At 42.3% G+C, this 24,141-nt stretch carries 25 protein-coding genes; 5 read left to right on the top strand and 20 right to left on the bottom strand.

The annotated features are described in order from the left end of the window. Window positions 1–29: 29 nt before the first annotated feature. The 9 genes from ACGLYD_RS21930 to acpS form a co-directional block, all read right to left on the bottom strand. A complete protein-coding gene (locus ACGLYD_RS21930) occupies window positions 30–1,043 on the bottom strand; it encodes a PP2C family protein-serine/threonine phosphatase (RefSeq protein WP_338653739.1) in 1,014 nt (337 codons plus the stop codon). 14 nt (window positions 1,044–1,057) lie between these two features. Beyond that, window positions 1,058–1,459, bottom strand: a complete 402-nt coding sequence (locus ACGLYD_RS21925) for an anti-sigma regulatory factor (protein WP_338653740.1) — start codon at window positions 1,457–1,459, stop codon at window positions 1,058–1,060. Window positions 1,460–1,461: 2 nt separating this feature from the next. Next, a complete protein-coding gene (locus ACGLYD_RS21920) occupies window positions 1,462–1,824 on the bottom strand; it encodes an STAS domain-containing protein (protein WP_067205320.1) in 363 nt (120 codons plus the stop codon). Beyond that, window positions 1,821–2,651, bottom strand: a complete 831-nt coding sequence (locus tag ACGLYD_RS21915; protein WP_067205318.1) for an STAS domain-containing protein — start codon at window positions 2,649–2,651, stop codon at window positions 1,821–1,823. The genes ACGLYD_RS21920 and ACGLYD_RS21915 overlap by 4 nt, the downstream gene beginning before the upstream one ends. Before the next feature lie 170 nt (window positions 2,652–2,821). Then, on the bottom strand, window positions 2,822–3,172 hold the full coding sequence (locus tag ACGLYD_RS21910; RefSeq protein ID WP_067205315.1) for a type II toxin-antitoxin system PemK/MazF family toxin: 351 nt from the start codon (window positions 3,170–3,172) through the stop codon (window positions 2,822–2,824). Window positions 3,173–3,176: 4 nt separating this feature from the next. Next, window positions 3,177–3,467 (bottom strand): transcriptional regulator, encoded by a 291-nt coding sequence (locus tag ACGLYD_RS21905; protein ID WP_231885814.1) that lies wholly within the window; start codon window positions 3,465–3,467, stop codon window positions 3,177–3,179. 134 nt (window positions 3,468–3,601) lie between these two features. Beyond that, window positions 3,602–4,741 (bottom strand): alanine racemase, encoded by a 1,140-nt coding sequence (gene alr / locus ACGLYD_RS21900; protein WP_399630545.1) that lies wholly within the window; start codon window positions 4,739–4,741, stop codon window positions 3,602–3,604. 73 nt (window positions 4,742–4,814) lie between these two features. Further along, window positions 4,815–5,822, bottom strand: a complete 1,008-nt coding sequence (locus tag ACGLYD_RS21895) for an outer membrane lipoprotein carrier protein LolA (RefSeq protein WP_067205307.1) — start codon at window positions 5,820–5,822, stop codon at window positions 4,815–4,817. Between the two features lie 58 nt (window positions 5,823–5,880). After that, window positions 5,881–6,234: a holo-ACP synthase gene (gene acpS / locus ACGLYD_RS21890; protein WP_399630542.1), complete on the bottom strand. Its 354-nt coding sequence runs from the start codon at window positions 6,232–6,234 to the stop codon at window positions 5,881–5,883. A 108-nt stretch (window positions 6,235–6,342) separates the two neighbouring features. On the opposite strand from acpS, the gene ACGLYD_RS21885 reads away from it, so the two are divergent. Then, the gene (locus ACGLYD_RS21885; RefSeq protein WP_067205301.1) at window positions 6,343–6,954 is read left to right on the top strand and encodes a rhomboid family intramembrane serine protease; all 612 of its coding nucleotides are present in this window, start codon (window positions 6,343–6,345) and stop codon (window positions 6,952–6,954) included. 111 nt (window positions 6,955–7,065) lie between these two features. Here ACGLYD_RS21885 and ACGLYD_RS21880 read toward each other — a convergent pair whose 3' ends face one another. The 8 genes from ACGLYD_RS21880 to ACGLYD_RS21845 form a co-directional block, all read right to left on the bottom strand. After that, window positions 7,066–8,553 carry a PH domain-containing protein gene (locus ACGLYD_RS21880; RefSeq protein WP_399630540.1) on the bottom strand — a complete coding sequence of 496 codons (1,488 nt, stop codon included), beginning with the start codon at window positions 8,551–8,553 and terminating at the stop codon, window positions 7,066–7,068. Then, window positions 8,546–9,025 (bottom strand): PH domain-containing protein, encoded by a 480-nt coding sequence (locus tag ACGLYD_RS21875; RefSeq protein WP_067205295.1) that lies wholly within the window; start codon window positions 9,023–9,025, stop codon window positions 8,546–8,548. The genes ACGLYD_RS21880 and ACGLYD_RS21875 overlap by 8 nt, the downstream gene beginning before the upstream one ends. A 356-nt stretch (window positions 9,026–9,381) precedes the next feature. Then, window positions 9,382–10,905 (bottom strand): DEAD/DEAH box helicase, encoded by a 1,524-nt coding sequence (locus ACGLYD_RS21870; RefSeq protein WP_304627121.1) that lies wholly within the window; start codon window positions 10,903–10,905, stop codon window positions 9,382–9,384. Window positions 10,906–11,319: 414 nt separating this feature from the next. Continuing rightward, window positions 11,320–12,012 carry a carboxylesterase gene (locus ACGLYD_RS21865; RefSeq protein ID WP_067205289.1) on the bottom strand — a complete coding sequence of 231 codons (693 nt, stop codon included), beginning with the start codon at window positions 12,010–12,012 and terminating at the stop codon, window positions 11,320–11,322. After that, a complete protein-coding gene (murF, locus tag ACGLYD_RS21860) occupies window positions 12,009–13,394 on the bottom strand; it encodes a UDP-N-acetylmuramoyl-tripeptide--D-alanyl-D-alanine ligase (RefSeq protein ID WP_399630537.1) in 1,386 nt (461 codons plus the stop codon). Before murF ends, ACGLYD_RS21865 begins: the two co-directional genes overlap by 4 nt. Window positions 13,395–13,406: 12 nt before the next feature. Next, a complete protein-coding gene (locus tag ACGLYD_RS21855) occupies window positions 13,407–14,477 on the bottom strand; it encodes a D-alanine--D-alanine ligase (protein ID WP_340741346.1) in 1,071 nt (356 codons plus the stop codon). 82 nt (window positions 14,478–14,559) lie between these two features. Then, window positions 14,560–14,874, bottom strand: a complete 315-nt coding sequence (locus ACGLYD_RS21850; RefSeq protein WP_067205281.1) for a multidrug efflux SMR transporter — start codon at window positions 14,872–14,874, stop codon at window positions 14,560–14,562. Further along, window positions 14,874–15,206 carry a multidrug efflux SMR transporter gene (locus ACGLYD_RS21845; protein ID WP_067205278.1) on the bottom strand — a complete coding sequence of 111 codons (333 nt, stop codon included), beginning with the start codon at window positions 15,204–15,206 and terminating at the stop codon, window positions 14,874–14,876. Before ACGLYD_RS21845 ends, ACGLYD_RS21850 begins: the two co-directional genes overlap by 1 nt. 184 nt (window positions 15,207–15,390) lie before the next feature. On the opposite strand from ACGLYD_RS21845, the gene ACGLYD_RS21840 reads away from it, so the two are divergent. Next, the gene (locus ACGLYD_RS21840) at window positions 15,391–16,578 is read left to right on the top strand and encodes an FtsW/RodA/SpoVE family cell cycle protein (RefSeq protein ID WP_340741345.1); all 1,188 of its coding nucleotides are present in this window, start codon (window positions 15,391–15,393) and stop codon (window positions 16,576–16,578) included. A 111-nt stretch (window positions 16,579–16,689) separates the two neighbouring features. After that, complete coding sequence (locus tag ACGLYD_RS21835) at window positions 16,690–17,874, top strand: FtsW/RodA/SpoVE family cell cycle protein (protein WP_067205272.1); 1,185 nt, start codon at window positions 16,690–16,692, stop codon at window positions 17,872–17,874. Window positions 17,875–18,064: 190 nt separating this feature from the next. On the opposite strand, the gene ACGLYD_RS21830 is transcribed toward ACGLYD_RS21835, so the two are convergent. Beyond that, complete coding sequence (locus ACGLYD_RS21830; protein ID WP_186672238.1) at window positions 18,065–18,205, bottom strand: Lmo0850 family protein; 141 nt, start codon at window positions 18,203–18,205, stop codon at window positions 18,065–18,067. Between the two features lie 383 nt (window positions 18,206–18,588). Between ACGLYD_RS21830 and ACGLYD_RS21825 the strand changes: the two genes are divergently transcribed. After that, the gene (locus ACGLYD_RS21825) at window positions 18,589–19,767 is read left to right on the top strand and encodes an MFS transporter (protein ID WP_067205270.1); all 1,179 of its coding nucleotides are present in this window, start codon (window positions 18,589–18,591) and stop codon (window positions 19,765–19,767) included. A 78-nt stretch (window positions 19,768–19,845) separates the two neighbouring features. Here ACGLYD_RS21825 and ACGLYD_RS21820 read toward each other — a convergent pair whose 3' ends face one another. After that, window positions 19,846–21,144 carry an MFS transporter gene (locus ACGLYD_RS21820; RefSeq protein ID WP_399630531.1) on the bottom strand — a complete coding sequence of 433 codons (1,299 nt, stop codon included), beginning with the start codon at window positions 21,142–21,144 and terminating at the stop codon, window positions 19,846–19,848. 177 nt (window positions 21,145–21,321) lie between these two features. Between ACGLYD_RS21820 and ACGLYD_RS21815 the strand changes: the two genes are divergently transcribed. Continuing rightward, entirely contained in the window at window positions 21,322–22,491 is a 1,170-nt protein-coding gene (locus ACGLYD_RS21815) for a tol-pal system YbgF family protein (protein WP_399630529.1), read from the top strand. A 306-nt stretch (window positions 22,492–22,797) separates the two neighbouring features. On the opposite strand, the gene ACGLYD_RS21810 is transcribed toward ACGLYD_RS21815, so the two are convergent. Beyond that, window positions 22,798–24,123 (bottom strand): L-cystine transporter, encoded by a 1,326-nt coding sequence (locus ACGLYD_RS21810; RefSeq protein ID WP_082786789.1) that lies wholly within the window; start codon window positions 24,121–24,123, stop codon window positions 22,798–22,800. Window positions 24,124–24,141 lie beyond the last annotated feature (18 nt).

The raw sequence follows: 24,141 nt of genomic DNA, 5'->3' as shown, positions 1-24,141 counted from the left end.
AGAGATACATATACCCTACTCATAAAATCTTAAACCTTATCGTTCTCTTTTTTGAAAATAACAATCGTAAAATCATCGCGTAAATGAAAGTTTTGGAGATACGCTAGCCTTTGGTATACTGTATCAGCAATTTTTTGTGCAGATTCGTCTTTCACTTCCGCTAAGATCAATTTGATCACTTGATCATCAATGAAACCAGTATCCGTTCGTACTTCGGTAACGCCATCCGTCATCATCACGATAAAGTCGCCTTCTTCTAGAAGGACTGATTTCTCTTCATAAACGACATTTGGATGAACACCAAGGAGAAGTCCTTTTGCATGAAGTTCCGTAAATTCCCCCGTCGCCGCCTTATATAGGAGGGCAGGTTCATGTCCCGCGGTAGCATATGAAAAACTAGAGTCCCTTGCATCATACTTTCCATAAAACATAGAAATGAACATCGAATCATCAACACTTTTTTCTACGATTCTGTTAACAATATCAAGGACATTCCTCGGACTTGTATTTTCGTTCTGCAAACCGTCCATTCCAAACTTGATCATTGACATGCAAAGTGCCGCCGGAATCCCTTTTCCGATAACATCAGCTACAGCCACACCCGCTTCGTAACTATTATCATTCAGGAAATAAATATAGTCGCCGCTCATCTGCTTAGCCGGCTCTGTTACGAATCCAATATCAAGCTCTTTAAAATCTGGCTTCTTCGTTTTCAGAAGCGTATCTTGTACTTTTGCCGCTACATTCATTTCAATCTGAATTTCTTCTTGTTTTTGAATGAGACTCTGATGCTCCCTAAGAGCAAGCCCGTAATGAATCATCATTTCAATCAAAAAGTCAAACGAATGCCATAGCTTTTCCGGCATATCCGGCAAGACTTCAGTGAGTGCTGTTTTATGGATACTGATAACGTCTTCGGGCGATATATCCTTCTCTATAAATTGCCTGCTAAACTGTTGTCCAACATAAAGATCTTCTTCATTTTGTCCATCAACATATTGCTTCAATATTTCTTTATACTGCTTCCCAACTTCCAGAGGCATTCATCATCATCTCCTCATCGGAGCCATTTTGTAGTTGTAATCGTTGTTCCTACTCCAGGCTCCGTGTCCACTTTAAATTCATCCATAAGCCTTCTCACGCCCGGCATACCTGCACCAAGTCCTCCAGAAGTCGAGAATCCGTCTTCCATCACTTTACGCATGTCCGAAATTCCTGGGCCATTATCTGAAGCTATAATCGTAATTCCGTACAGGTCATTTTCAGACAACCGCTTTATTTCTATCTTACCTTTTCCAGCGTATAAATAGATATTACGTGCTAATTCACTAATTGCCGTTGTGATACGTGCCTGATCGACCGTACCGAAGCCGGACTTCTTCGCTTCATTCCGGCCCAACTGGCGGGCAGCAACAATGTCCCACTCCGTGTATATGTCTACAGAAGACCAGTACTCCATTGTTAGGCCTCCAATTCTTTACGCAGTTTGTCCAATCCGTTTTCGAGATCGAGTGCCGTCAAAACGTTCTCCAAACGAATCCCAAGTTCGATAAGCGTAATTGCAACGGCAGGCTGAATCCCTGTAATGACGACTTTCGCCCCCATTAAACCAGACATACTGATAACATCTCCCAACACTTTTGCAATAAAAGAATCGATGAAATCAATTGGTGTCAAATCAATAACAACACCCCTTGCCGTCGTTTCATGCATTTTCCTCAATAAATCCTCTTGAAACTGGAGGGCCGTCTGATCGTCAAGTTCCCATTGAACAGAAACAATTAATGTGTCATTTAATTTCAAAATCGGAATTCTCATATTCATGATTGTTCAACCTCCACTACTGTCCGGTTCGTCAGTCCAAGTGCCTCCTGCATTCCGCGCTGCAACGTGCTAGTTGTTGTGAAATCATTCAAGTTAATACCAAGCGTAACGATGGTTTGGGCAATTTCCGGCCGAATTCCAACCAGCATACATTTTGCTCCGACAAGACGGACTGCATCCGCTGCCTGGATGATATGATGAGCAACCATTGTATCCACGACTGGTACACCGGTAATATCAAGAAGTACTACTTCGGCGCGCTGCTTGACTACACCTTCCAGTAAGTTTTCCATAATTAATTTTGCCCGCTCGGTATCGATCGTACCAACAAGCGGCATTACTGATATCTTTTCGAAAACCGGTATCAATGAAGCCGACAGTTCCTGCAAGGCGATTTTCTGCAAACTGACGGTCCGTTCCCATTCCACGGAATAGGCTTCTATGATACTTTCGCGTAAAGGCAAAATCCAATTATCGAAAAGTGTCATATAAAACCGTAAATTACTTTGTTCAATAACCCCTTTTTCCTCCAATAATTCGAAAACAATTTTCGAAAAGTTATCAATTGCTTTATTTACAAATTTAATAGACCAACCAAATCGGACAACCTTCACAGTAAATTCCTTCAACTTCTCAGTATTGACAATGTCTTGTTCATAAATATTCGATGTCATCAACGCCGCAAACTCACTGCTCGTCTTTTCTACAAGTTGTTCAGGCATAAAATGAAAAAACTTCTCTCCCTTTTCATCCTTCATTAGTAATTGCCATCGTTCAATAATCTCATTAATATTTTCGTTTACGCCTTCCACCAGTTGAATACTCATAATTGTTCCAATAAGCCTCCTTGTGAATTCCAAATTTACGTATCTTCATTGTAACGAAAAGAGTGATGCAATACACTCTTTTTGTCATATTACTTAGGTAACGGAAAAGTGACTGCAATGAAAAGAACACCATAGAAACGAATCCATGGTGTTTTTTCTTATATGTATGCTCAGAATTTGATGAGGCCGAAACTTACTTCGAGCGCTTCATCGACCTGTTCCATCAAAAATTCATCTAGATGCGTAATCTTATCTGTAAGCCTCGACTTGTCGATTGTGCGGACCTGCTCGAGCAGAATAACCGAATCCCGCTCGAAGCCGTATCGTACCGCATCAATTTCAACATGTGTAGGCAATTTCGCTTTTTGAATTTGCGCAGTGATTGCCGCAATAATTACCGTCGGACTAAACCGATTTCCAATATCATTTTGGATGACAAGGACCGGTCTCGTACCTCCCTGTTCAGAACCAACAACAGGCGACAGATCTGCAAAAAAGACGTCTCCACGTTTTATTGCCAACTTTTCATCCTCCGCTTACGAGACGTTCTACCGTATGCTGGGCTTCAAATTCCACATGCAAGCATTCCGTGGCGATTCTAAGGTTGATTTGCGACATTTCGAGATAACCGTTCATCATCTCTTCCCTGATCGTATCCGATTCATAGTCAGTTACATATCGCTTTGTCGAAATATAAACGAAATCACCACGGTCCAGTTCCTGATGAACGACCGTATGTTCATTTTCATTCAGCATCCGTTTCGGAATTTTAACAATAACTTCTTTAAAGTTTTTATTTGCACGCAACGTTAGCACCTCCGACAAAACCGTTCCCTCATTTCAATACAAGTCCATCTTACCATTGTATACCGACAATGAGAAGACACGAAAGGAATTTTATTGACAGGATTCTGCAAAGCTGCTAGGTTTTTTTGTCGAATGTGCGAATATTATATATTCTGTCCATCTTTCCCTGTGTATATTCTCGGTACTCGCTTCGCAATGGAAACAGCAATTTCATATGGAATCGTGCCGAGTCGCTCCGCCCACTCCTCCATCGTAACTTCTTCTTTATCTTGACGACCTATTAGAACAACTTTTTCGCCAACCGCCAGTTCTCGCGGAAGCTTCACCATGCATTGATCCATGCAGATGGTTCCAATAATAGGCATTCGTTCTCCATCAATGAGTACTTCCTGTCCGCGCAGACCACGTCTCAAACCATCTGCATAACCAATCGGGATTGTGCCGATCCATTCCGCACTCGAAGTTACATAGGTACCGCCATAACTGATTCGATTGCCCACCTCCAACAACTTTACATAAGCAAGTTCGCTTTCGATTCGCAATGATCTTTCAAGACGAAACGGCAATTTCCCTCCTACATATTCCGAAGGCGCGATGCCATAAAGTCCGATTCCGAAACGGACTGCATCAAGCGCATATTCGGGATAGAGGAGGGACGCCGCGCTATTCGATGCGTGAACAAGTCGTGGTTTTTCCGACAGCGTCTGCACTAACCTCATGAACTTAATAAATTGTTCTTCTGTGTTTTCAGTGTTTTCTTCATCAGCACAAGCGAAGTGTGTGAAGATACCGTCCAGTAGCACTTGTTTAGAACTATTTACGACCGACATAAGGGACCGAAGAGCATCCTCATCCCTCAATCCGATTCTACCCATTCCACTGTCAATTTTTACATGTATCTTCAATTGTTGCACGAACTTTTCACTAACGTCTAATGCCGATTTCAACCACTCGGCACTCGAAACTGTTAGTATAATCCCCAATTCAGCTGCTTTTTCAGCAAACACAAGCGGAGACGGTCCCATAACAAGAATGTCCCCACTAATACCAGCCATTCGGAGTCGTATCGCCTCGTCAGGTGTTGCCACCGAGACCATTTCTGCACCAGCTTCAAAAGCAGCTTGAGCCACTTCAACTTCACCGTGACCGTAACCGTCTGCTTTCACAACTGCAATTACTGCGGTTTCACTTCCCAAATACTCTTTCAAATTCCGAACATTGGCCCGAATCGCCGCTAGATCGACGATGGCTTGTGTTGGACGATAATGAATAGAGTCTTCCATAACAATCCCTCATTTGTACTGTAGTACTCTCCATTATCCATCCCTTGCCCTTTCTTCGTCAACCTTAGTTATATTATTTCATCCCCTCCACTTGCATCGATCCTGCTACTTCAATCAGTTCATCTTGCGTCAAATTATCGGATGCGATGAAGAATGAAACGCCTCCACTTTCCCAACGAATCGAATTTTCCGTAAGGGCTGCAACAGTAAATCCAAGATCGACAGGATCACCTTCAATGGAGACTGCCATTTTATTTTCCGCTCTAACTGCTGGTTCTTGAACAATAATGAACTCTTTCTCTCCTCCAAAAGTCATGAATGTTCGTGTACCGCTATCCATTTTCACGATTTCTTCATCAACAAGAGTGCCATCCGCCCAAGCTACTGATGGATAATACGTCGAGAGTCCTGTTGCTTCATCATCCGCGGCTGGTTCAGTTTCTTTACCTGTATTCGTCTCATCCATATCTACTTTGTAATCGCCAGCTTTTCGTTCGACGCCAAGTGTAATCTTATTGAACGTAATGCGAATCTTCTCCACCTTGTTTTCATCCAGTACGGAGACATACGTTGGTAGCAATGTCTTTTTGTCAATATGGATCTGCTGGGTTGGCAAAACCTTCTTATGGTTATTTCTCGTGGCCGTTTCAAAGACGTACGTTTTCTCTTTTTCCGTCATTGTCGCATTTTTATCAGCTTTAATATCTTCCGACAACGCACCTATTAAATACGCCTGGCTATTTTGAGAAGGCCAGTCACTTTGGAACTTGTAGGTCTTACCGAGTGATGGGGTAACAACAAAAACACCTTCTTTATTACGTACAATCATCTGGGAATCCTTACTTCCTGCCTGCGTTACATTAACGCGATAGAAAGACGGCTTCGTATGCCAAACAGCGACCTCATATGAACGCGGCTCGGCTCCAGTCTTAATTTCCATGGTCGCTTGCAAATCATACCCCTTCGCTTCATTCCACTTTCCACTGAGTTTCTTCATGACATCCTCTTTCGACGGCGATCCACATGCCGCAAGGACTACCATGACTACAACTAACAAAAGAGCAACTATTCGGCTACGCATACAGTTCATCCTTTCTCATTTCAATCGGGTAGGTCATCTTATGAGGAAGGACGAACAATTATGCAAGAAGGATAACTTGAGCTGCTGCCACGGTTCGCGTATGAGTTATAGATATGAAACCAGTGATTGAATCTCCTTTGAAAAACACAGTCGGTTTGCCACTCAGTTCAGGCAATATGCTGATATCCAAGAAACTACACCGCGTGCCAATTCCTGTTCCTTTCGCTTTAGCAAACGCTTCTTTCCCAGCAAAACGACCCGCAAGGAATTCTATTCGCCGATTAGTCGTGTGCGATTCGTAAATTTCCAGCTCTTCCATAGTTAAAATGCGCATACGGAATTTCGGAGACCTAGCATCCAACTTGGCGATTCTATCCAATTCGACGATATCAAGCCCAATTCCTGCAATCAAAATAATTCCTCCTTCCAAAGTTTGCAAAAAAATCGTCGACACCTTGATCAAGCACTGGAGCCTAGACGATAAAATATGTATAATGAAGTCATAGATTGAGGTGAATACATGTTTAGCCGTACAGAAAGCTTCTCGCAATACATCCGCCTCTATCCGGTGGTGACGTTTTTCCTTGCTTTGAATATCCTTATTTATCTCGTGACGATCATCCCGGTTATCGGGACACAAGTATTATACGCCGGCGTCGGCGTCAACTTCCTTATCTCCGACGGGGAATGGTGGAGACTTCTAACACCGATGTTCCTTCACGGTGGTATCATGCATCTACTGTTTAATATGTTCTCTCTTTTCATCTTCGGACCTGAACTTGAGAAAATCGCAGGTAAGGCACGCTTCCTGACAATATATATGCTATCGGGCATTTTCGCTAATATTGCCACATTTTTCCTACAAGCCCCTAACTATCAAAGTCTCGGCGCAAGTGGTGCAGTTTTTGGGATTCTCGGAGCATTTGGAGCACTTGTCTATTATACGAAGCATATCTTACCACAGCTAAGACAGATTATCCTTCCAATTATTGTTATCAGCATAGTTATGACCTATGTCCAGCCCAACATTAATGCGACCGCCCATATTGCGGGGTTAATCGTCGGATTTTTAATAGGACTTAGCTATTTTCATCCCAAACGGATTGTCAGTTGGAAAAGTAAAAAAAGATAAAGAAAAGCGCTGGAGTCTAGACACAGCTCCAGGTGAAAAACTTATGCGTTCTTATCTTTAGTTAAAAGAGCAGGGTTATCCCTGCTCTTTTTTGTACCTATTGAAAGCGAATCAAGCATCCTTCGAATTCTTCTCATACCACGAAAGCAGCTTCTCGGCTTCTGACTCTTCCATATGATGTACTTGTGCACTAAAAGTACTCATACCAGATTTGATGTTAGTGGCTAATGTGGCTACACTTTTTCGTTTGTGGAAGTAGTTTTGTTTCATTTCCATCGATTGAATTCTTTTTTTCATCAAGAAAGCGGTCTGAAGGCTAAGGTTCCTGAATCGCATCGTCAGCTGATTACCCGATATCCCGTAAGCAGCCGATCGATGTTGCCATAATCCGAATAGGACAATGACCGGTACGATGAGGAGTGACAACAACCCGTATGGAAAGAAAAAGTATGTCAATGCGCCGATCGCAGGAATCATCCATAGGAAATCGCTACGATAGAAAAAGCGCTTGCCGCGTGCTGGCAGTTTTTCCGTCGGTTCATCAAGTATAAGACCCGGGAATATCTCTTTCAATGGTCCATAGATATCCGCTTTTTTTACCAAAGGAAATAAATTTATTTTCGCCCCTTCCGCTCCGCCTCCTCCCGCACTATCAATTGCGACAGCAGCGTAGCCGAATAGTTGCCTAAAAGGATTCTCAATAATACGTACGCTTTGAACCCTGTTCAGCGGCACTGTCATCCGTTTTTTCTCAAGTAGACCGCGCGTAATAACGATGTCTTCTTTTTCAAGTGAAACAGTAAAACCGTAATATGCCAGGAATGTCATGGCAACCGATATCCCCCACACAAAAACGAATCCTAAAAACACAGCAATTGCAACGATAAGAAGACCGAACTTGATGAAGCCTGAAATCTCTTCATACATCCATTGAAACGGTATCATCTCCGCAAACTGCGATAAGAAGATCCCCACGCCCGAAAGAATAATTCCAATCCCACCTGATGTAGTCGCTAGGATAAGCAGACCTTTCGATGACATTGTAAAAACTGATTTCCTTTGCGGTTCTTCCACTGCTTGAATTATTTCTGGCAGTTCTCCATTTTCCAGCAAAGTTTCCTTCTTACCATTTTTCGCCTGCGCTATTTCCATTTCAATTCTATTTGCCGCCTCTTTCGTAATAGCGGTCAATTCTGCCTCCGCCTTTTTCGAAGAGGAGCTTCCTGCTGTCTCCACTTTCACTTTGACAAGTTTGAAAGGTCGGTGCAAAATTCCTTCCGTATAATCGAGGCTTTGAATTCGGTCAAACGGAATATAGCGTTTCTTTTTCACAAATAACCCATATTCGATTCGAAGTTCATTATCTTCAAACCAGTATTCAAAACGTTTCCACTTAATAATACCTGTGATGAAAAAAGCGATAATGAGGACTCCGAAAATGATGAAGGATAAGTAATCCAAATACCATTTCCCAGATCCCACATCATTCAGTCCATTCGCAAACACGAGGACAATAATCGGTAATATCGCATCTTTCGCTGTCTTCAATACTTCAATAATGGCTGTAATCCAGTGTAATTTATAGCGTGTCTCAGACATCTTCTTCCGCCACCCTTGCAAGCGCTGATATCCTGCTCCGAAGTTCATCCGCCTCTTCCATCACAAGAGCAGGTATTGTATGATTCGTCGCCGCCGTGGAAATCGTGATTTCCGCCAAGTTATATTTTCGTAAAATCGGTCCTTGCGCGGTGTCTACGTGCTGAACACGCACCATTGGAATCAACGTCCGTTTGACGATAAAAATACCATGTTGCAGCTCAATTTCTGATTCACGCACTTCATAGCGCCATCGCATCCATTTAACTTTGGGAAATAAATAAATGAAAAAGTACGCGAATAGGATTACGACAACCGCAGCCACCGCATATATCCACCATGGACCTTCAAATATATAAGCCAATACCCCCGCGGCAATTGCTACAAGTAAAAGGAATCCTGTTTCCATAATGCCGTATAATCTCCACACCTTTAATCCTTTTTCCGATATACGATTCACCGGTTGTTCTCTCATATGAACACCTCTTCCTCTCTACTTATTCTATACGATTAAGAGCGCGAAATGTTTCATTTTGATGGATTGTTGCTAAGAGGGTTGAGGGAGGGTTGTTTAGTTTTCGCGTAGTGTTGTTTAGTTCGGAGATTGCGTTGCATACCTTGAGCTATATGTTGTCTAGTTCAGACGAAACGTTGCTTTGTCGTGTGGATGTTGCTTAGTTTCGGCTTTGTGTTATTTAGTTCAGAGACTTCGTTGCATACCTCGGACTTGGTGTTGCCTAGTCCTCACATTCCCCTTCGAACTTTATTGTATACAAAAAAAGATCCGGGTAAGCGCTCATTGCGCTATCCGGATCTTTTAAAGGTTCATTATTAACGATCTGATTTAGTAGTACGTGAACGACTGCTGCTGTCTCTTCTAGCTCCGTCACGGCTACCGCTTGGTGCGTTGCCGCCACTTCCGCCACTACGACGAGCTCCGCCGCCATAACCACGTCCGCCGCCACCGCTTGATGGACGTCCGCCGCTACGGTTACCTTTATAACCACCGCCGCCGCCGCGAGAATTTCCGCGTGATGGTAATGGACGCTCTTCCGAAATTGATACAGGTGTATCATTCGGTTCGCGAGTTAATGAACGAAGTGCTGCTGCAACTAGATCTTTAGCTTCGAATTTCTCAAGCAAATCAGCTGCAAGATGTGTATAATCACTCAATTCATTTTTAGTAACAATTTCAGTAAGTTGTTCCACAGCCACACGTTGCTGACCAAGAATTGCTTCGTCAGAAGAAGGTGGGTTCAATGGAGTCATTTGTTTTTTAGTTGTTTCTTCTACAATACGAAGGTAACCCATTTCACGTGGTGTTACGAATGTAATTGCTACTCCACTTTTCCCTGCGCGTCCTGTACGACCAATACGGTGAACATAGCTTTCAGGATCTTGTGGAATATCGAAGTTGTAAACGTGTGTTACGCCTGAAATATCGAGTCCACGTGCCGCAACGTCAGTTGCAACAAGGATATCAACTTTACCTTCTTTGAATTGCTTAAGGACAGACATCCGTTTCGCTTGAGTCAAGTCGCCGTGAATTCCTTCAGCAATGTATCCACGGATACCTAGTGCCTGAGATAGTTCGTCAACGCGACGTTTGGTACGACCAAAGATGATTGCAAGTTCAGGTTGTTGAACATTTAGAAGACGTGAAAGGATATCAAACTTTTCGCGTTCTTGTGATTTAACGAAGAACTGTTCGATATTTTCAACAGTCATTTCTTTAGACTTGATTTTAACCATTTCCGGGTTTTTCATGAACGTTTCTGCAATTTTGCGGATTGGTCCAGGCATAGTAGCCGAGAATAGAAGTGTTTGGCGCTCAGCCGGTACACTCGCAAGAATTGTGTTGATGTCTTCGATGAAGCCCATGTTCAACATTTCATCTGCTTCGTCAAGTACAAGTGTTTGTACGCCGTCTAATTTCAATGTTTTACGTTTGATATGGTCAAGAATACGTCCTGGCGTACCAACGATGATTTGTGGGTTATTGCGCAATGCACGGATCTGACGTCCAATTTCTTGTCCACCGTAAACAGAAAGAATGCGTACACGTTTGTCAGCACCAATTCTGTAGATTTCTTCAGAAACCTGAATAGCCAATTCGCGTGTTGGAGCAATTACAAGTGCCTGTACTGCAGTGTTTCTGATATCAACCTTTTCAATGATTGGAATACCAAATGCAGCTGTTTTACCAGTACCAGTTTGTGCCTGGCCGATAACGTCGCGACCTTCCATACCAAAACGGACAGTACCTTCTTGGATTGGTGTTGCTTCTTCAAACCCCATTTTAGCTAGTGCGCGTTGTGTTGATTCACTGATATTTAAATCCGAAAAATTAGTCAAACTTATCAATCTCCTTTGTTTTTTCATTTGACAATTGGTTACATTTGCAAATGAAGGCACGGCAAATTCGAGCCTGTTAAAAGGGAACGTTTCCGATATTTTGCATTCTCTATAGTATAAGTAGAGGTTATGGTTGAAAAGGAAAGCCCGGTCTTTGCCGAGCGGTTCGATCAATGGACAATTCGTCCAACTTATATGAGCAAACCGTTATATTCAAAAAAAAGTACCCTTCACTTCTTGAAGAGTGCTACGTAAATGTATCCAATGTTCATCACAGTATACCATGGGAAAAAGCACTTCGCAATCAATCCGCTTAAGTAGTAATAATCAGTTTACTCACCAAAAAGCGAAAGCGGCTCGCCTAGACGCTGGAGCTAGACATCATCAAAAAGCCAATTTTTCACTCACCCATGGTCAATCTTCCCGCATGAACCGAAGCACTTCATTGAACCAATTGTCACAGTCATCGCTGTAACAGATATGATGCTTCCCAACAGGTGATTTTATGAATTCCTTTTTTTCGGAGCCAAGTTTTTTTAACAAGTGCTCAGCGGTAGTAAACGGGACAATTCCATCTTTCTCACCTTGAACGATACATACAGGTGTTTTAATCAAACCATAATAAGGTTTGACGATGCTCACAATGCGTAAAAATTCGAAGACTGCACGCAACGGTGTGTGTGCAAGCTTATATTCATACAAATGATAAAATGTATTTGGTGGATATTTTTTCATAAGCGGTTTTGCCAACATGATTCTCATCTCTTTCAAAAGGATGCGTGGACTTATATATCTTGCCGCCGCGCTTAACAAGACAAGTTTGTCGATTTTATACCTCAGTCCAAGATACATCGCAATCAGTCCGCCCATCGAAAAGCCGACCACGATTACGCGGTCGACTTCTTTTTGCAGTCTTTTAAGTGCAAGTTCCGCTTCCATCAACCAGGAAGCAGCGGATCCTTTTTCAAGATTCAGCGTGATGCCATGGCCAGTCAATGTCGGTATAGCTAACTGCCAGTTCGTTTTCATTTTCAAGAAATTCACAAGCGGCCTTACTTCAAATGGACCGCCTGTAAAGCCATGTATGAATAGCACGCCCGTTTTCATTTCCCGGCTCCTTTACCCATCAGATCTTCTAGAATATATTCAAGTGCCATTCCACGTGAACCTTTTAACAGTACAATCGAATCTACGCCAGTATATTCCCGGAGTGCGTTCACAATAGGAGTATAATCCTTTTCTGACCATAATAGCCGCGTTTCCATGCCACCGTTTTGCAATTTATCATGTAACCATTTCATACGCGGACCATAGAGTAGAATGCCTTCTAGCTTCATCGCAACCAGTTCATCGGCTAGATTTTCATGATAAACCTGCTCTTCGTCACCCAGTTCTAACATATCAGCAAGTACAACCCATTTTTCTTTACGTAATTCAGTATCCTCCATGAAAGCAAGTGCTGCACGCATTGATGTCGGTGCTGCGTTGTATGCGTCATTAATGAACAATGCACCATTATCGACACCAACCGGCTGCATACGCATATCCGTTAAGGACGCTTGGCGAAGTGATCCGCGGATGTCATCGACACTGATAGCTGCTTCATTTGCAATAAGAATTGCAGCCAGCGCATTTTTAACTTGATGTGCCCCGTATACAGGGATTGTGAATTCTCCGTCTAGTAAGCCAGTGACTGTAAAACGACTTCCTTCATCGCCAGATTCAATCTTTTCGAGTGACAACATCGTTTCTTTTTCATAGCCAAACGAAACAGCTTGAACTGCAGTAAGCTGATCAACAAGACCTTGTAGAAGCGGTTCGTCGCCGTCGTAAAATAGCTTGCCACCTTCTTGCAATCCATCGATAATTTCGAATTTCGCTTTGGCGATTCCTGCACGCGATCCAAGATCCTGCATATGCGCTTCTCCGATATTCGTAATCACAGCAAAATGTGGTTTCGCCAGTTTCGATAAAAAGGAAATTTCCCCAAACCCACTCATGCCCATTTCCAAGATTGCAAACTCGGTATCTTCCTCAAGCGACAATATCGTCAATGGTAAACCAAGTTCATTATTATAGTTCCCTTCCGTTTTTCGGACGTTGAAATACGGAGACAAAACACTTGCAATTAAATCCTTTGTTGATGTTTTGCCATTCGAGCCTGTAATACCGACGACTTTACATTGAAGCATCCCCCGATAAACGCGCGCCATTTCCTGGAGTGCCAATTCGGGATTCTCGACGAAAATTAACGGCACATTTGCAGGTGGATCCGGTTCATCTTTCATCCATAAAGATGCGACAGCACCCTGTTTAATCGCTTGTTCCACATAATTGTGACCATTTACTTGTTCCCCACGAAAAGGGATAAATAGGTCCCCCGCCGATGCAGTTCGTGAATCAATGGACACACCCGTTGCGAATATGTCTTCTAAATTTTGGCCAGCCGCCTGTATCCAATCAGCGATTTCGCTTAACTTCCGTTTCACTTCAAATCACACTCAATCCATCGTATATTGTAATGTTTGCTTTTCCGCATGTCGTTCCAGTGCTAGTTCGATCAGCCCGTTGATTAATTCAGGATAAGCTACACCTGTTTTCTGCCATAGTAGCGGGAACATGCTTGTCGGTGTAAAACCTGGCATTGTATTCACTTCATTAATCAAGACTTCGTCGTCCGAAGTGACAAAAAAGTCTGCACGGACGAGTCCCGAACAGTCAAGCACTTTAAAGGCACGGACAGCCATGTCTTCCATTGTCTTTTTAACTTCCTCAGTTACTTGTGCAGGAATGGCCAGTGTTGTGTTGCCATCTGTATATTTCGCTTCATAATCGTAAAATGCCGCAACAGGTTTAATCTCCCCTGACACTGAGCATAGCGGTTCGTCGTTACCCATGACGCCCATTTCGATTTCACGTGCAGTTACGCCTTGTTCGACGATGATTTTCCGGTCGAATTTCAGGGCAATATCCACAGCTTCGATTAAACCTTTGCGGTCCGTTGCCATGCTTATACCCACACTGGAACCAAGATTCGCAGGTTTTACGAACATCGGCCAGCCGAGCTCTGTTTCCATTTTGTCGACTAACTGTTGCTGTTCTTTAACCCATCCAGTACGGATAAAGTGTACATAAGGCACTTGTTTCAATCCTACTTGCGCGAATAACTGCTTCATGACGACTTTGTCCATTCCCGCTGACGATGCCAGTACACCATTACCGACGTAAGGGACATTCATCACCTCAAAGAACCCTTGAACCGTTCCATCTTCACCATTTGTTCCGTGCAAAAGTGGAAAAATGACGTCTGGAGCGCCCGTTCCTCCATTCAAGAAAGCATGTATACTATCTGGTTGACTGGAACCATTCCCCTCAAGGCGAAGCTCTTCAATCGTTTTCGCAGAGCTTTCAAGTGATTCTCCTTTTCTCCACTCACCGTCGTACGTTATATAAATTGGAACTACTTCGTATTTATCAAAGTCCACCGCTTGTGTCACTGCACGTGCAGTCGACAGCGACACCTCATGCTCAGCTGATTTTCCACCGTAGACCAATCCTAGTTTTTTCTTCATATTTTCCCCTCACAATCTATTAGTTTCATTCCTTCAGTTTACCATGAACAGCTCACATTCATGATGATTTTATGTAAGATATTCAACCAAACAACTTAAGTCCCGTAACACCTGCAATGATGAAGGATAAAAACAGGAACTTTAGCGCACTTCGCTTTTCACGAAAAAAAACCATGCCAATTAGAACACTACCTGCTGCACCTATTCCCGCCCAAACGGCATACCCTGTTCCAACGGGTAAATCTTTAATAGCGACTGATAATAAAAAGAAACTGAGTGCTGCTGTTAGAACAGTCAATACTGTATATTTTTTATTTCGGAATCCTTCCGATAATTTCATCATAATAACGAACGCCACTTCGAATAGCCCCGCAATAATTAAGATTATCCAAGACACTATTTAGTCTCCCCCTGTCCATCAGCAAGTTTAAGTCCGACGATGCCAACAAGAAGAAGCACTAGAAAAAACAGTTTACCAATACCTGCTCCTTCATTGAATAGGATAATACCGACAATTGCTGTTCCAGCCGCACCGATTCCTGTAAAAATGGCATATGCAGTACCAATGGGTATTTTCTCCATTGCTTTCGCGAACAGGAAAAAGCTAACTATGATGAAAACCAGCGTTACTATTGAAGGGAGAAGGACTGTAAAGCCCTGCGCTTCTTTTAATCCAATTGCCCAAATGATTTCAGTCATGCCTGCGATCAGTAAATAAATCCATGCCACAACGAAAATCTCCTCTCATATTCACACAGTTAAAATAGACCTTAAATTCCCCACAAGTTTAGCATGCCCATCTTTCAAGAGGCAACTTCGCGGTTGCCTTTACGTCCAATATGAGGAAATGCATACTCTACTCCGATGAGCTATACTTAAGAATGCTAGATTAGATGGAAAAACAGGTGATAATATGAAACAAACAAACAAGCCTGCAGATCGTTTCGACTGGACACTAGCCTTTATTTTATTGCTATTTTGCATTATAAGCATATTTACAATTGCTTCCGCTCAAACATCCGGGCAGTATTCAATAAACTTCGTGCCATTACAAATTAGATGGTATATCGTAGGCGCATTCATCATTGCTATGGCTATGTATCTGGAACCTGAACAATATAAACAGATGGCATGGTACTTATACGGACTCGGAGTTTTTCTTCTCGCCTTCCTCTTTTTCGCCCCAGGAGGAGATGGACAAATTGCTGAAATGCGACTTGGCGCAAAAAGATGGCTTCATCTTCCGGCTATCGGAACAATTCAACCTTCTGAATTCATAAAAACATTTTTCATCCTAGGCATGGCGCGCATGGTGAGTTCTCATAATGAAAACTTTGTGGAAAGAACAATAAAAACGGATTTTCTTCTCCTTGGAAAGATTATGGTTGTTCTTCTCCTACCGCTCGCATTCATTGTGAAACAGCCTGACCTCGGAACTTCTTTAGTATTCATGGCAATTACGGCCGCCGTCATTGTCGTTGCAGGAATTTCATGGAGAATTCTGTTACCACTTTTCGCAGGAACAGCCGCAATTGGTGGGGGATTATTATGGATGGCCCTCTATGCGCAAGATTTCATGGAAGACACACTCGGTTTTTCCCGCTACCAGTTTAAAAGAGTTTATTCGTGGCTCGATCCATATTCTTACCCTTCTGATGAGGGTTATAACCTACTAACCTCCATGACAGCTATCGGCTCAGGTGGTATTAACGGCAAAGGTTTTCAAAGTCGCGAAGTATACATTCCAGAAAATCATACCGATTTCATATTCAGTGTTATCGGAGAAGAATACGGCTTCATAGGCGCTAGTCTCGTGATTACATTGTTTTTCATCCTTATTTATCATTTGACGCGTGTTGCACTTGAACTAAAAGATCCATTTAGCGTGTATGTCTGTACAGGTATTATCGCCATGATTACGTTCCATGTCTTTGAAAACATAGGCATGACAATCCAGTTACTTCCGATTACCGGAATCCCCCTACCATTCATCAGTTACGGCGGGAGTTCGCTAATGAGTAATATGCTCGCAATCGGTTTAGTCTTCAGTATGAAATTCCATCATCGAACGTATTTGTTCGACTCTGATGATGAAGATTGATTAGCAGAGTTCATTAGACAATAGTAAAAAAAGAAACCATCGCAACTCCTTTCCGTTATACTAAGAAATGTAGAAAGTAATCCTATTTTAGTGAAATCAAGGTGACTAAATATGAAAATACCTAATAAACCGGCAGATCGTTTTGACTGGACACTTGCATTTATCCTGCTGTTATTTTTCCTTGTCAGCTTGTTCGCGATTGCTTCGGCTCAGACGACTGGCCAATACACCATAAACTTCGTACCCTCGCAAATTCAATGGTACTTCATCGGATGTGTCATTATCGCGATTACGATGTTTTTAGAACCGGATCAATATAAGAAAGCTGCCTGGATTATTTACGGCGGCGGTGTATTTATTTTAGCCCTGCTAATTATTCTTCCGGATAGCATGGAGCTTGTGGCAAAAAGAAATGGTGCAAAAAGCTGGTTTCACCTCCCTGGGGTAGGAAGCATCCAACCCGCTGAGTTCATGAAGACATTTTTCATCATCGGCATGGCGCGCATGATTACGACGCATCACGAAAAGTTCGTTAAGAAAACATTGAAGACCGACTTTTTTTTACTAGGGAAAATAATTGCTGTTCTATTCTTGCCGTTGCTTTTCATCATGATGCAGACCGATCTTGGTACTGGACTTGTCTTCATAGCGATTACGGCAGCGTTCGTCGTTGTAGCAGGAATTACGTGGCGAATAATTTTGCCAGTATTTGTCGGGACCGCGACGATTGGAGCGACTTTGCTGTGGATGACACTCTATGCACAGGACTTCCTTCAAAACAAACTTGGTTTAAGACCATATATGTTTGAACGTATCTATTCATGGCTCGATCCTTATTCCTATTCTTCGAATGAAGGGCGTCACCTTATTACGTCACTCAATGCGATTGGCTCGGGTGAAGTTTTCGGAAAAGGTTATAAAGGCCGCGAAGTGTACGTCGCAGAAAGCCACACCGATTTCATCTTCACAACGATTGGGGAAGATTGGGGATTCATCGGCGCTAGCTTAGTTATTTGCTTGTACTTTTTCCTCATTTATCACTTGACGAAAATTACGCTTGAATTGAAAGATCCATTTAGTACGTATATATGCGCAGGTATTATTGCAATGATTACGTTCCATGTCTTTGAAAACATCGGGATGACGATTCAGCTACTCCCGATTACTGGCATCCCGCTGCCATTCATCAGTTATGGCGGTAGTTCACTAATGGGGAATATGCTCGCAATTGGATTAGTATTCAGTATGAAGTACCATCATAGGACGTACATGTTTAGTTCGGATGATGACGAATAAAGAATAGCGGAAAGCGCCCGCTTAGACGCGACAGGCATAAGTCGATCTAGCTATGTGGCGCCCTTTGCCACATAGCTGAATTGCTTATGACCCGAGCGGCTGGCGCCTGGAGTCTAGACACCAAGACAAAAAAAAGCTTCGACGGAAAAATCCGTCGAAGCTTTTTTTTGTCTTGGTACTATCACTTTCTTTATTGAGATTGAATTTGTGGGGCTTGTGCAAGTGGCGCGAGGGCTTTCAGCATTTCCAGACGGGATTTCGTCATCGTAGCCGAAACACCCAACTTCGCCAAGTTGGAGATGATTGTTTTCAAATCAACTTCTTTAGCCATCTTTTCCACCTCGACCTTTCTATTAGTTCTAGACGAATATGCATCAGTAAAGTTTCGTTCTACAGGTAAATGTCGTTCTATTTTGCTCGTACTACAATTATACCACTCCTGTCCACTTTTAAATCTTTCATTATTGTTACAGTTATTAACTTTTTGTAAATGTTTCATACATCAAGGTAGGTAATTTGACAAAAAATCTATTTGCAGATGAATTTTCCGGGTAGCGTTGTTTACTTTGGACAAAACGTTGTTTACTTTCCACTTAGTGTTATCAACTTCAGACAATACATTGTAAACCTACCACCTCCTCCCCTTTTCCATTGTCTGATTTACATACGAAGGGTAGAATGAATATATTGATTCAGTCGAAAGTGGGTTTGAATATGAAAAAAGCAATCCTTCTACTTATGTCCGTACAATTTTTTGTTTATCTTGGGTTTGGTATTATAATTCCAATTCTTCCTGAAGTTATCTTGCAGCAAGGATTATCTGAAGTACATGTTGGCGGATTACTGACCGTTTATGCACTAGCATCTTTCTTTACCGCGCCGCTATGGGGGGCTTTGTCAGACAGAACCGGAAGAAAAAAGCTCATTTTAATAGGACTAATTGGCTTCAGTCTTAGTTTCTTCCTATTTGCTTTGTTCATCGAGAACTTGCCGCTATTGTACGCGTCACGCGTTGTGGGAGGGATATTCTCTGGTGCACTTTACACCGCTGTTACTGGATTCGTTGCAGATATGACGGATGAAGAAAACCGTAATAAATATATGGGACTGCTTGGTATGTCAATTGGACTTGGTTTTATTTTCGGACCAGCAATCGGGGGCGTACTTGGTAATGTCAGTCTTCAATTACCATTCATTGCTTCTGGTACCTTGACAGTGCTCCTTATGATTTATGCAGGAATTATATTGAAGGAACCGGAACGACGTGGAGAGGCGAATAAACGTGCTCTCCTACCAAAAGGTGGAGCTATGCTTTGGCAATATCGTATCCGTTATCTATTTCTATTCTCGTTCATGGTGACATTCCTTCTCGCCGGGCTTGAATCTACGTTCCAGCTGTTCCAAATCTCAAAAATTGAAATCACACCACTTCAGCTTGGTTACTTGTTTATGGCTAGTGGTTTCGTCGACGCGGCAATTCAAGGCGGCGTCGTTCGCCGTGTGAAAAACGGAACGGAAACGAAATGGATTATTGGGGCGCAGATTGTTACCGCACTTGGCCTATTCCTTATTCCGTTTACATCAAGCCTCTTCTGGGCTGGTTTTGCGCTGAGTGTCTTCACTGCGGGGAACGCACTTGCCCGTACGGTACTCGTTTCATTAACAACAAAAGAGTCGGGCGGAAAATACGGAACGGCTGCTGGGATGACATATTCTATGGACAATATGGGACGCATCATCGGTCCGCTGCTATTCACATGGATTTTCACGCAAGAAGCCGGCAATATGTACTTCATTTCCACAGTTCTTGCAGTTCTATCTATCGGGCTAATCTTTGCCTTTAGGAAGTCTGCTAAATCGTTGCGGAATTTGGAAGCAACGCTGAATAACTAATACGAATAGTAAAGACCACCTTTCTAAAATTGAAGACAGGTGGTCTTTGCTATTTCACATTAAAAATGTTGCTAATAATTATTCTGAAATAACCTCTGATTCCTTCACATTTGAATTTCCGAGTTCCGGATGAGCTTTAATCATGACTGATGGCCGCGCCAACACGAGAATAACTCCAATTAGTATTAGACTCGAAACAATGAGAATCCATTGTGCCGGGAATATATCATATAAGAACCCGTAGATAACTACTCCAAGGGGCATAAGTGCCATCGACATTGTTTCCAGGATTGAAAATACGCGTCCTTTATAATCATCGTCAATCATTTTCTGCATCATTACTTGCATGGGCGTATTTACTATAATTATTGTTGCTCCAAAGCTAAACATGACGAATGCATAAAACCCAAACATAAAATTATAGTGCATAGGTATTAAAAGAGGAATTGCTACGCTTCCCATAATGGCACCCATTCCGAGAATGCCTCGTTTTGAGACAAGCAACGGATACTTCACTTCTTTACGCATCGTCAGATAGATTGACAATAGTAGCATCCCCACCGCAAATGCACCTTCCGTCAATCCAAAATGTGTCGATACCATCTTCATCTTTTCAATAAGAATGAAGGAATAACCGACTTGGAATGCACCAAATAGAAAGTTGATGAATAAAGCAATCCAAATCAATGTCATCAGAATTGGTTGTAATTTTAAATAGGCTAATCCAGCCTTCATACTTTGCATCATCGATTCCTTCGGTTCCCCATCGACTATTTCTTTACGTTTCGCAAATAACTTGAAATTCATCGTTGATTCTAGAAATACCCCAATAATCGAAGCAGTCATATACATTATGAGAAATACCGGCATCGGGACTGTTCCATACAATAAACCACCTACCGCCGGGCTTCCGATTGCCGCAAATGAAATGGACATTTGGTTCAGAGACATCGCTTTTTGAATTCGTCCTTCATCAATTAGTCCAGTAATAGAAGAGCTGAACGTTACGCCCGAAAATGTTGATGTGATCGATAAAACAACAGTTGTATTGTAGATTGCAATTAAAGACAATCCAGAAGTCAGACTTACAATCAAGAGCCCCCCGATTGCAAGAGTTGAAGCAACTTGAGCGGTAATAATGATTGTCTTTCTTGAATACCGATCAGCCGCGTAGCCTGCAAAAGGCGCAACGAGTGTCCGTGGTAAAAGGTTGCAAATAAGGTTCGTCGCAAAACTTGTTGCGGATCCAGTTAGTTGTAAAATGTAAAAACTAATAGCGAATGCATATACCTGTGCCCCGAACGAAGAAATGAGCTTACTGATTGTGAACGTCCACAGATGATAAGTAGCTTTTTTAAGCTTTAAAACCTCTTGCATACAAACACTCCTGTCTGAATTGTTTAATTTCATTAAACGAATAATAACATGATAAACACTTCCATTACAAGTTAAAGTTTAATATAATTAAACTACGTAATTAAAACAGTGGAGGTGTGACCTATCGAAACGTTAGGTGAGCGAATACGCAAATTACGAAAACAACGGAAATTGACGTTGGAGGCTTTAGCGGGTGATGAGCTAACAAAAGGCATGCTCAGTCTCATCGAGAATAACAAGGCGAATCCTTCGATGGAAAGCCTGTCTTATATAGCAGTAAGACTCGGTGTAGAAGTGGTGGAGTTATTGGAAGAAGTAAGCACATATGAACTAAGAGCACTGCTTGAGAAAGCGGAGATTCTATATAATACCGAATTTGATGTACGGACTGATGAATACACTCAGCTCATCACGCTAGTTGAGCCCTATGTCCCAAAATTGACACAAGGTTATGAATCAGCGCGCCTATTGGAAATATATAGTCGCTGTATTTATTATGAAAAAAAGAGTGGATGGCAAGTATTTTCCGATCGAGCTGCAACAATGTATGATCTGATGAACATTATTCCGAGGCGCGCAAGCATAGGAATATTCCGGGCATTTGTCAAATTTACCGAGCATAACTATGCACAATCACTAAGTACTTTGCTCCACGAACGTTCCGAAATCGAAGCTCGAAATGCATTTATCGATCCGATGACACGGCTTGACCTCGATTATATGGAAGCTGTTCTCCTTTTTGCAGTAGGAGATTCCGAATCTGCCATACGAGTCATGAAAAGCGGTATTGAATTCTCAAAGCAGGAGCGGGTGTTTTATCGTATCGACCACTTATATAGGCTAGCAACCGCTCATGCAATAATGGAGGAAGATGAAGACCAATACGCTTATTATTTAAAGAAATTAACCCAATACGGGGATTTCACGGAAGATAAAGAAGCAATATTTTTCACGAAGTTTGCGGAAGTCCATTATTTAAATTCTTTCAAAAAGTCCTACAAGGAAGCGCAAGAACAATGGGATCAGTTCTTAGATAAAGGTAAGTATTCTAATGACTACAGTCCCTTTATTAATCTAGAAAAAGGAAAATCCTTTTTCGGATTAAATGAATTTGAACATGCACTCGTGGCCCTCGAAAAAGTGAAGATTGCAGACTATACCCATCATCCATTCGACTTGTCGATTTTTTATGAAAAGGATGCATATAAAGCACTTTGCTACATGGAATTAGGCAATCTTATTGAAGCGAGACGCCTTGCAGGGCTCGCCATGCAGAACATTTCAATGATGCCCCGTACGCCTTATAAAGATTTTATTTTGGAGACATATGAATTGTTAACAAAATAAAAATACCGCAGAAGACAATCGCGTCTTCTGCGGTATTTTTTGTTTTATGATTGGTCTGAAGTGATATATGATCGGTCAACCAAGATTTATGCTCGATTGCGAGATTATATGATCGGTCAACCAAGATTTATGCTCGATTGCAAGATTATATGATCGGTCAAGCAAATTTATGCTCGATTACAAAGTTATACGATCGGTCAAGCAAATTTATGCTCGATTGCAGCGTTATACGATCGGTCAAGCAAATTTATGCTCGATCGCAGTGTTATATGATCGGTCAAACACACTTTATGATCGATTGACGACTTATACTTCAGCCGTCTGCTTATCAAGCGGAGCGTTGTACATGTCTTTATCCAATTCGCCCGTTACACGTGCAGTCGTAACACCCGCCGTCATGGATCCGCTGACGTTTAATGCTGTACGGCCCATGTCGATGAGCGGTTCTACTGAAATCAGCAGTCCTGCTAATACAATCGGCAAGTCCAGTGCTGATAGAACAAGAATCGCAGCGAATGTTGCTCCGCCACCAACTCCAGCAACTCCGAATGAGCTGATTGCCACGATAGCGATCAATGTAACAAGGAATGTTGGTTCAAGTGGGTTCTGTCCTACTGAAGGTGCAATCATCACTGCAAGCATCGCAGGGTAGATACCAGCACAACCATTTTGACCGATTGACAGGCCGAATGAGCCGGCAAAGTTGGCAATACCATCAGGTACGCCGAGACGATTCGTCTGTGTATCAATGTTTAGTGGAAGCGCCCCTGCACTCGATCTTGAGGAGAAAGCAAATATCAATACTTCCCCTGCTTTTTTCACGTAAGTGATTGGGTTTAATCCCGATAGCGTAATAATGATTAAGTGAATGCCGAACATGATTAAAATCGCTACATACGAAGCAAGTACAAACTTGCCTAGACTATAGATAGCCGCAAAGTCAGACGTCGCTACGGTCGTTGCAATAATCGCTAAAATACCGTATGGAGTCAAGCGCAAGACAATCTTTACAACACCCATGATCAGAGAATAGATTGCATCGATTCCCTTTTTCACTGTAGCTGCATTTTTTTCATCTCTTCTTGTAAGTGTCAAATACGCAAATCCAAGGAATGCCGCAAAGATGACAACCCCAATTGTTGAAGTTGGTCGTGCACCTGTGAAGTCAAGAAACGGATTCGCAGGCAATAAGTCTATTAACTGATCAGGCAACGGACGGTCCGCGACTCCTTCCGATCGTTCTTCAATAGAAACACCGCGTGCAAGCTCAGCTTCTCCCTGCACTATTTCCTTCGCATCAAGGCCGAAAAGAAGTGTAACAGAAATCCCGATAACCGCGGCGATTGCAGTTGTTCCAATAAGAAGTCCTAATATCAATCCCGCCATCTTACCAAAATTCTTGCCGATTGTTATTTTCGTGAATGCCCCAAGAATTGAAATGAAAACGAGTGGCATAACAATCATCTGAAGTAATTTAACATAACCTGTTCCTATCAAGTTAAACCACGGCATAGACTCCTGCAATACTGTTGAATCTGTACCGTATGCGAAGTGTAAAATAAGTCCGTATGCGATTCCGAGACCCAGCCCGGTGAAAACACGTTTTGAAAACGAAACCTTTTTGCGATGCATACTATATAGTATACCGAC

The sequence above is a fragment of the Sporosarcina sp. SG10008 genome, from assembly GCF_044569405.1.
In the GTDB taxonomy this organism is placed as follows: domain Bacteria; phylum Bacillota; class Bacilli; order Bacillales_A; family Planococcaceae; genus Sporosarcina; species Sporosarcina psychrophila.
The sequence above is the reverse complement of the archived record's forward strand: the minus strand, read 5'-3'. Positions and strand labels throughout refer to the sequence as shown.

Bases quoted from the DNA above. Each gene is read 5' to 3' on its own strand.
- ACGLYD_RS21865 (WP_067205289.1), bottom strand. From the start codon at position 12,012: ATGAAAACGGGCGTGCTATTCATACATGGCTTTACAGGCGGTCCATTT.
- ACGLYD_RS21830 (WP_186672238.1), bottom strand. From the start codon at position 18,205: ATGGCTAAAGAAGTTGATTTGAAAACAATCATCTCCAACTTGGCGAAG.
- ACGLYD_RS21930 (WP_338653739.1), bottom strand. From the start codon at position 1,043: ATGCCTCTGGAAGTTGGGAAGCAGTATAAAGAAATATTGAAGCAATAT.
- ACGLYD_RS21895 (WP_067205307.1), bottom strand. From the start codon at position 5,822: ATGCGTAGCCGAATAGTTGCTCTTTTGTTAGTTGTAGTCATGGTAGTC.
- ACGLYD_RS21855 (WP_340741346.1), bottom strand. From the start codon at position 14,477: ATGAAGAAAAAACTAGGATTGGTCTACGGTGGAAAATCAGCTGAGCAT.
- ACGLYD_RS21915 (WP_067205318.1), bottom strand. From the start codon at position 2,651: ATGAGTATTCAACTGGTGGAAGGCGTAAACGAAAATATTAATGAGATT.
- ACGLYD_RS21820 (WP_399630531.1), bottom strand. From the start codon at position 21,144: ATGCAAGAGGTTTTAAAGCTTAAAAAAGCTACTTATCATCTGTGGACG.
- ACGLYD_RS21825 (WP_067205270.1), top strand. From the start codon at position 18,589: ATGAAAAAAGCAATCCTTCTACTTATGTCCGTACAATTTTTTGTTTAT.
- ACGLYD_RS21875 (WP_067205295.1), bottom strand. From the start codon at position 9,025: ATGAGAGAACAACCGGTGAATCGTATATCGGAAAAAGGATTAAAGGTG.
- ACGLYD_RS21925 (WP_338653740.1), bottom strand. From the start codon at position 1,459: ATGGAGTACTGGTCTTCTGTAGACATATACACGGAGTGGGACATTGTT.
- ACGLYD_RS21920 (WP_067205320.1), bottom strand. From the start codon at position 1,824: ATGAATATGAGAATTCCGATTTTGAAATTAAATGACACATTAATTGTT.
- ACGLYD_RS21840 (WP_340741345.1), top strand. From the start codon at position 15,391: ATGAAACAAACAAACAAGCCTGCAGATCGTTTCGACTGGACACTAGCC.
- ACGLYD_RS21880 (WP_399630540.1), bottom strand. From the start codon at position 8,553: ATGTCTGAGACACGCTATAAATTACACTGGATTACAGCCATTATTGAA.
- ACGLYD_RS21885 (WP_067205301.1), top strand. From the start codon at position 6,343: ATGTTTAGCCGTACAGAAAGCTTCTCGCAATACATCCGCCTCTATCCG.
- alr (WP_399630545.1), bottom strand. From the start codon at position 4,741: ATGGAAGACTCTATTCATTATCGTCCAACACAAGCCATCGTCGATCTA.
- ACGLYD_RS21810 (WP_082786789.1), bottom strand. From the start codon at position 24,123: ATGCATCGCAAAAAGGTTTCGTTTTCAAAACGTGTTTTCACCGGGCTG.
- ACGLYD_RS21835 (WP_067205272.1), top strand. From the start codon at position 16,690: ATGAAAATACCTAATAAACCGGCAGATCGTTTTGACTGGACACTTGCA.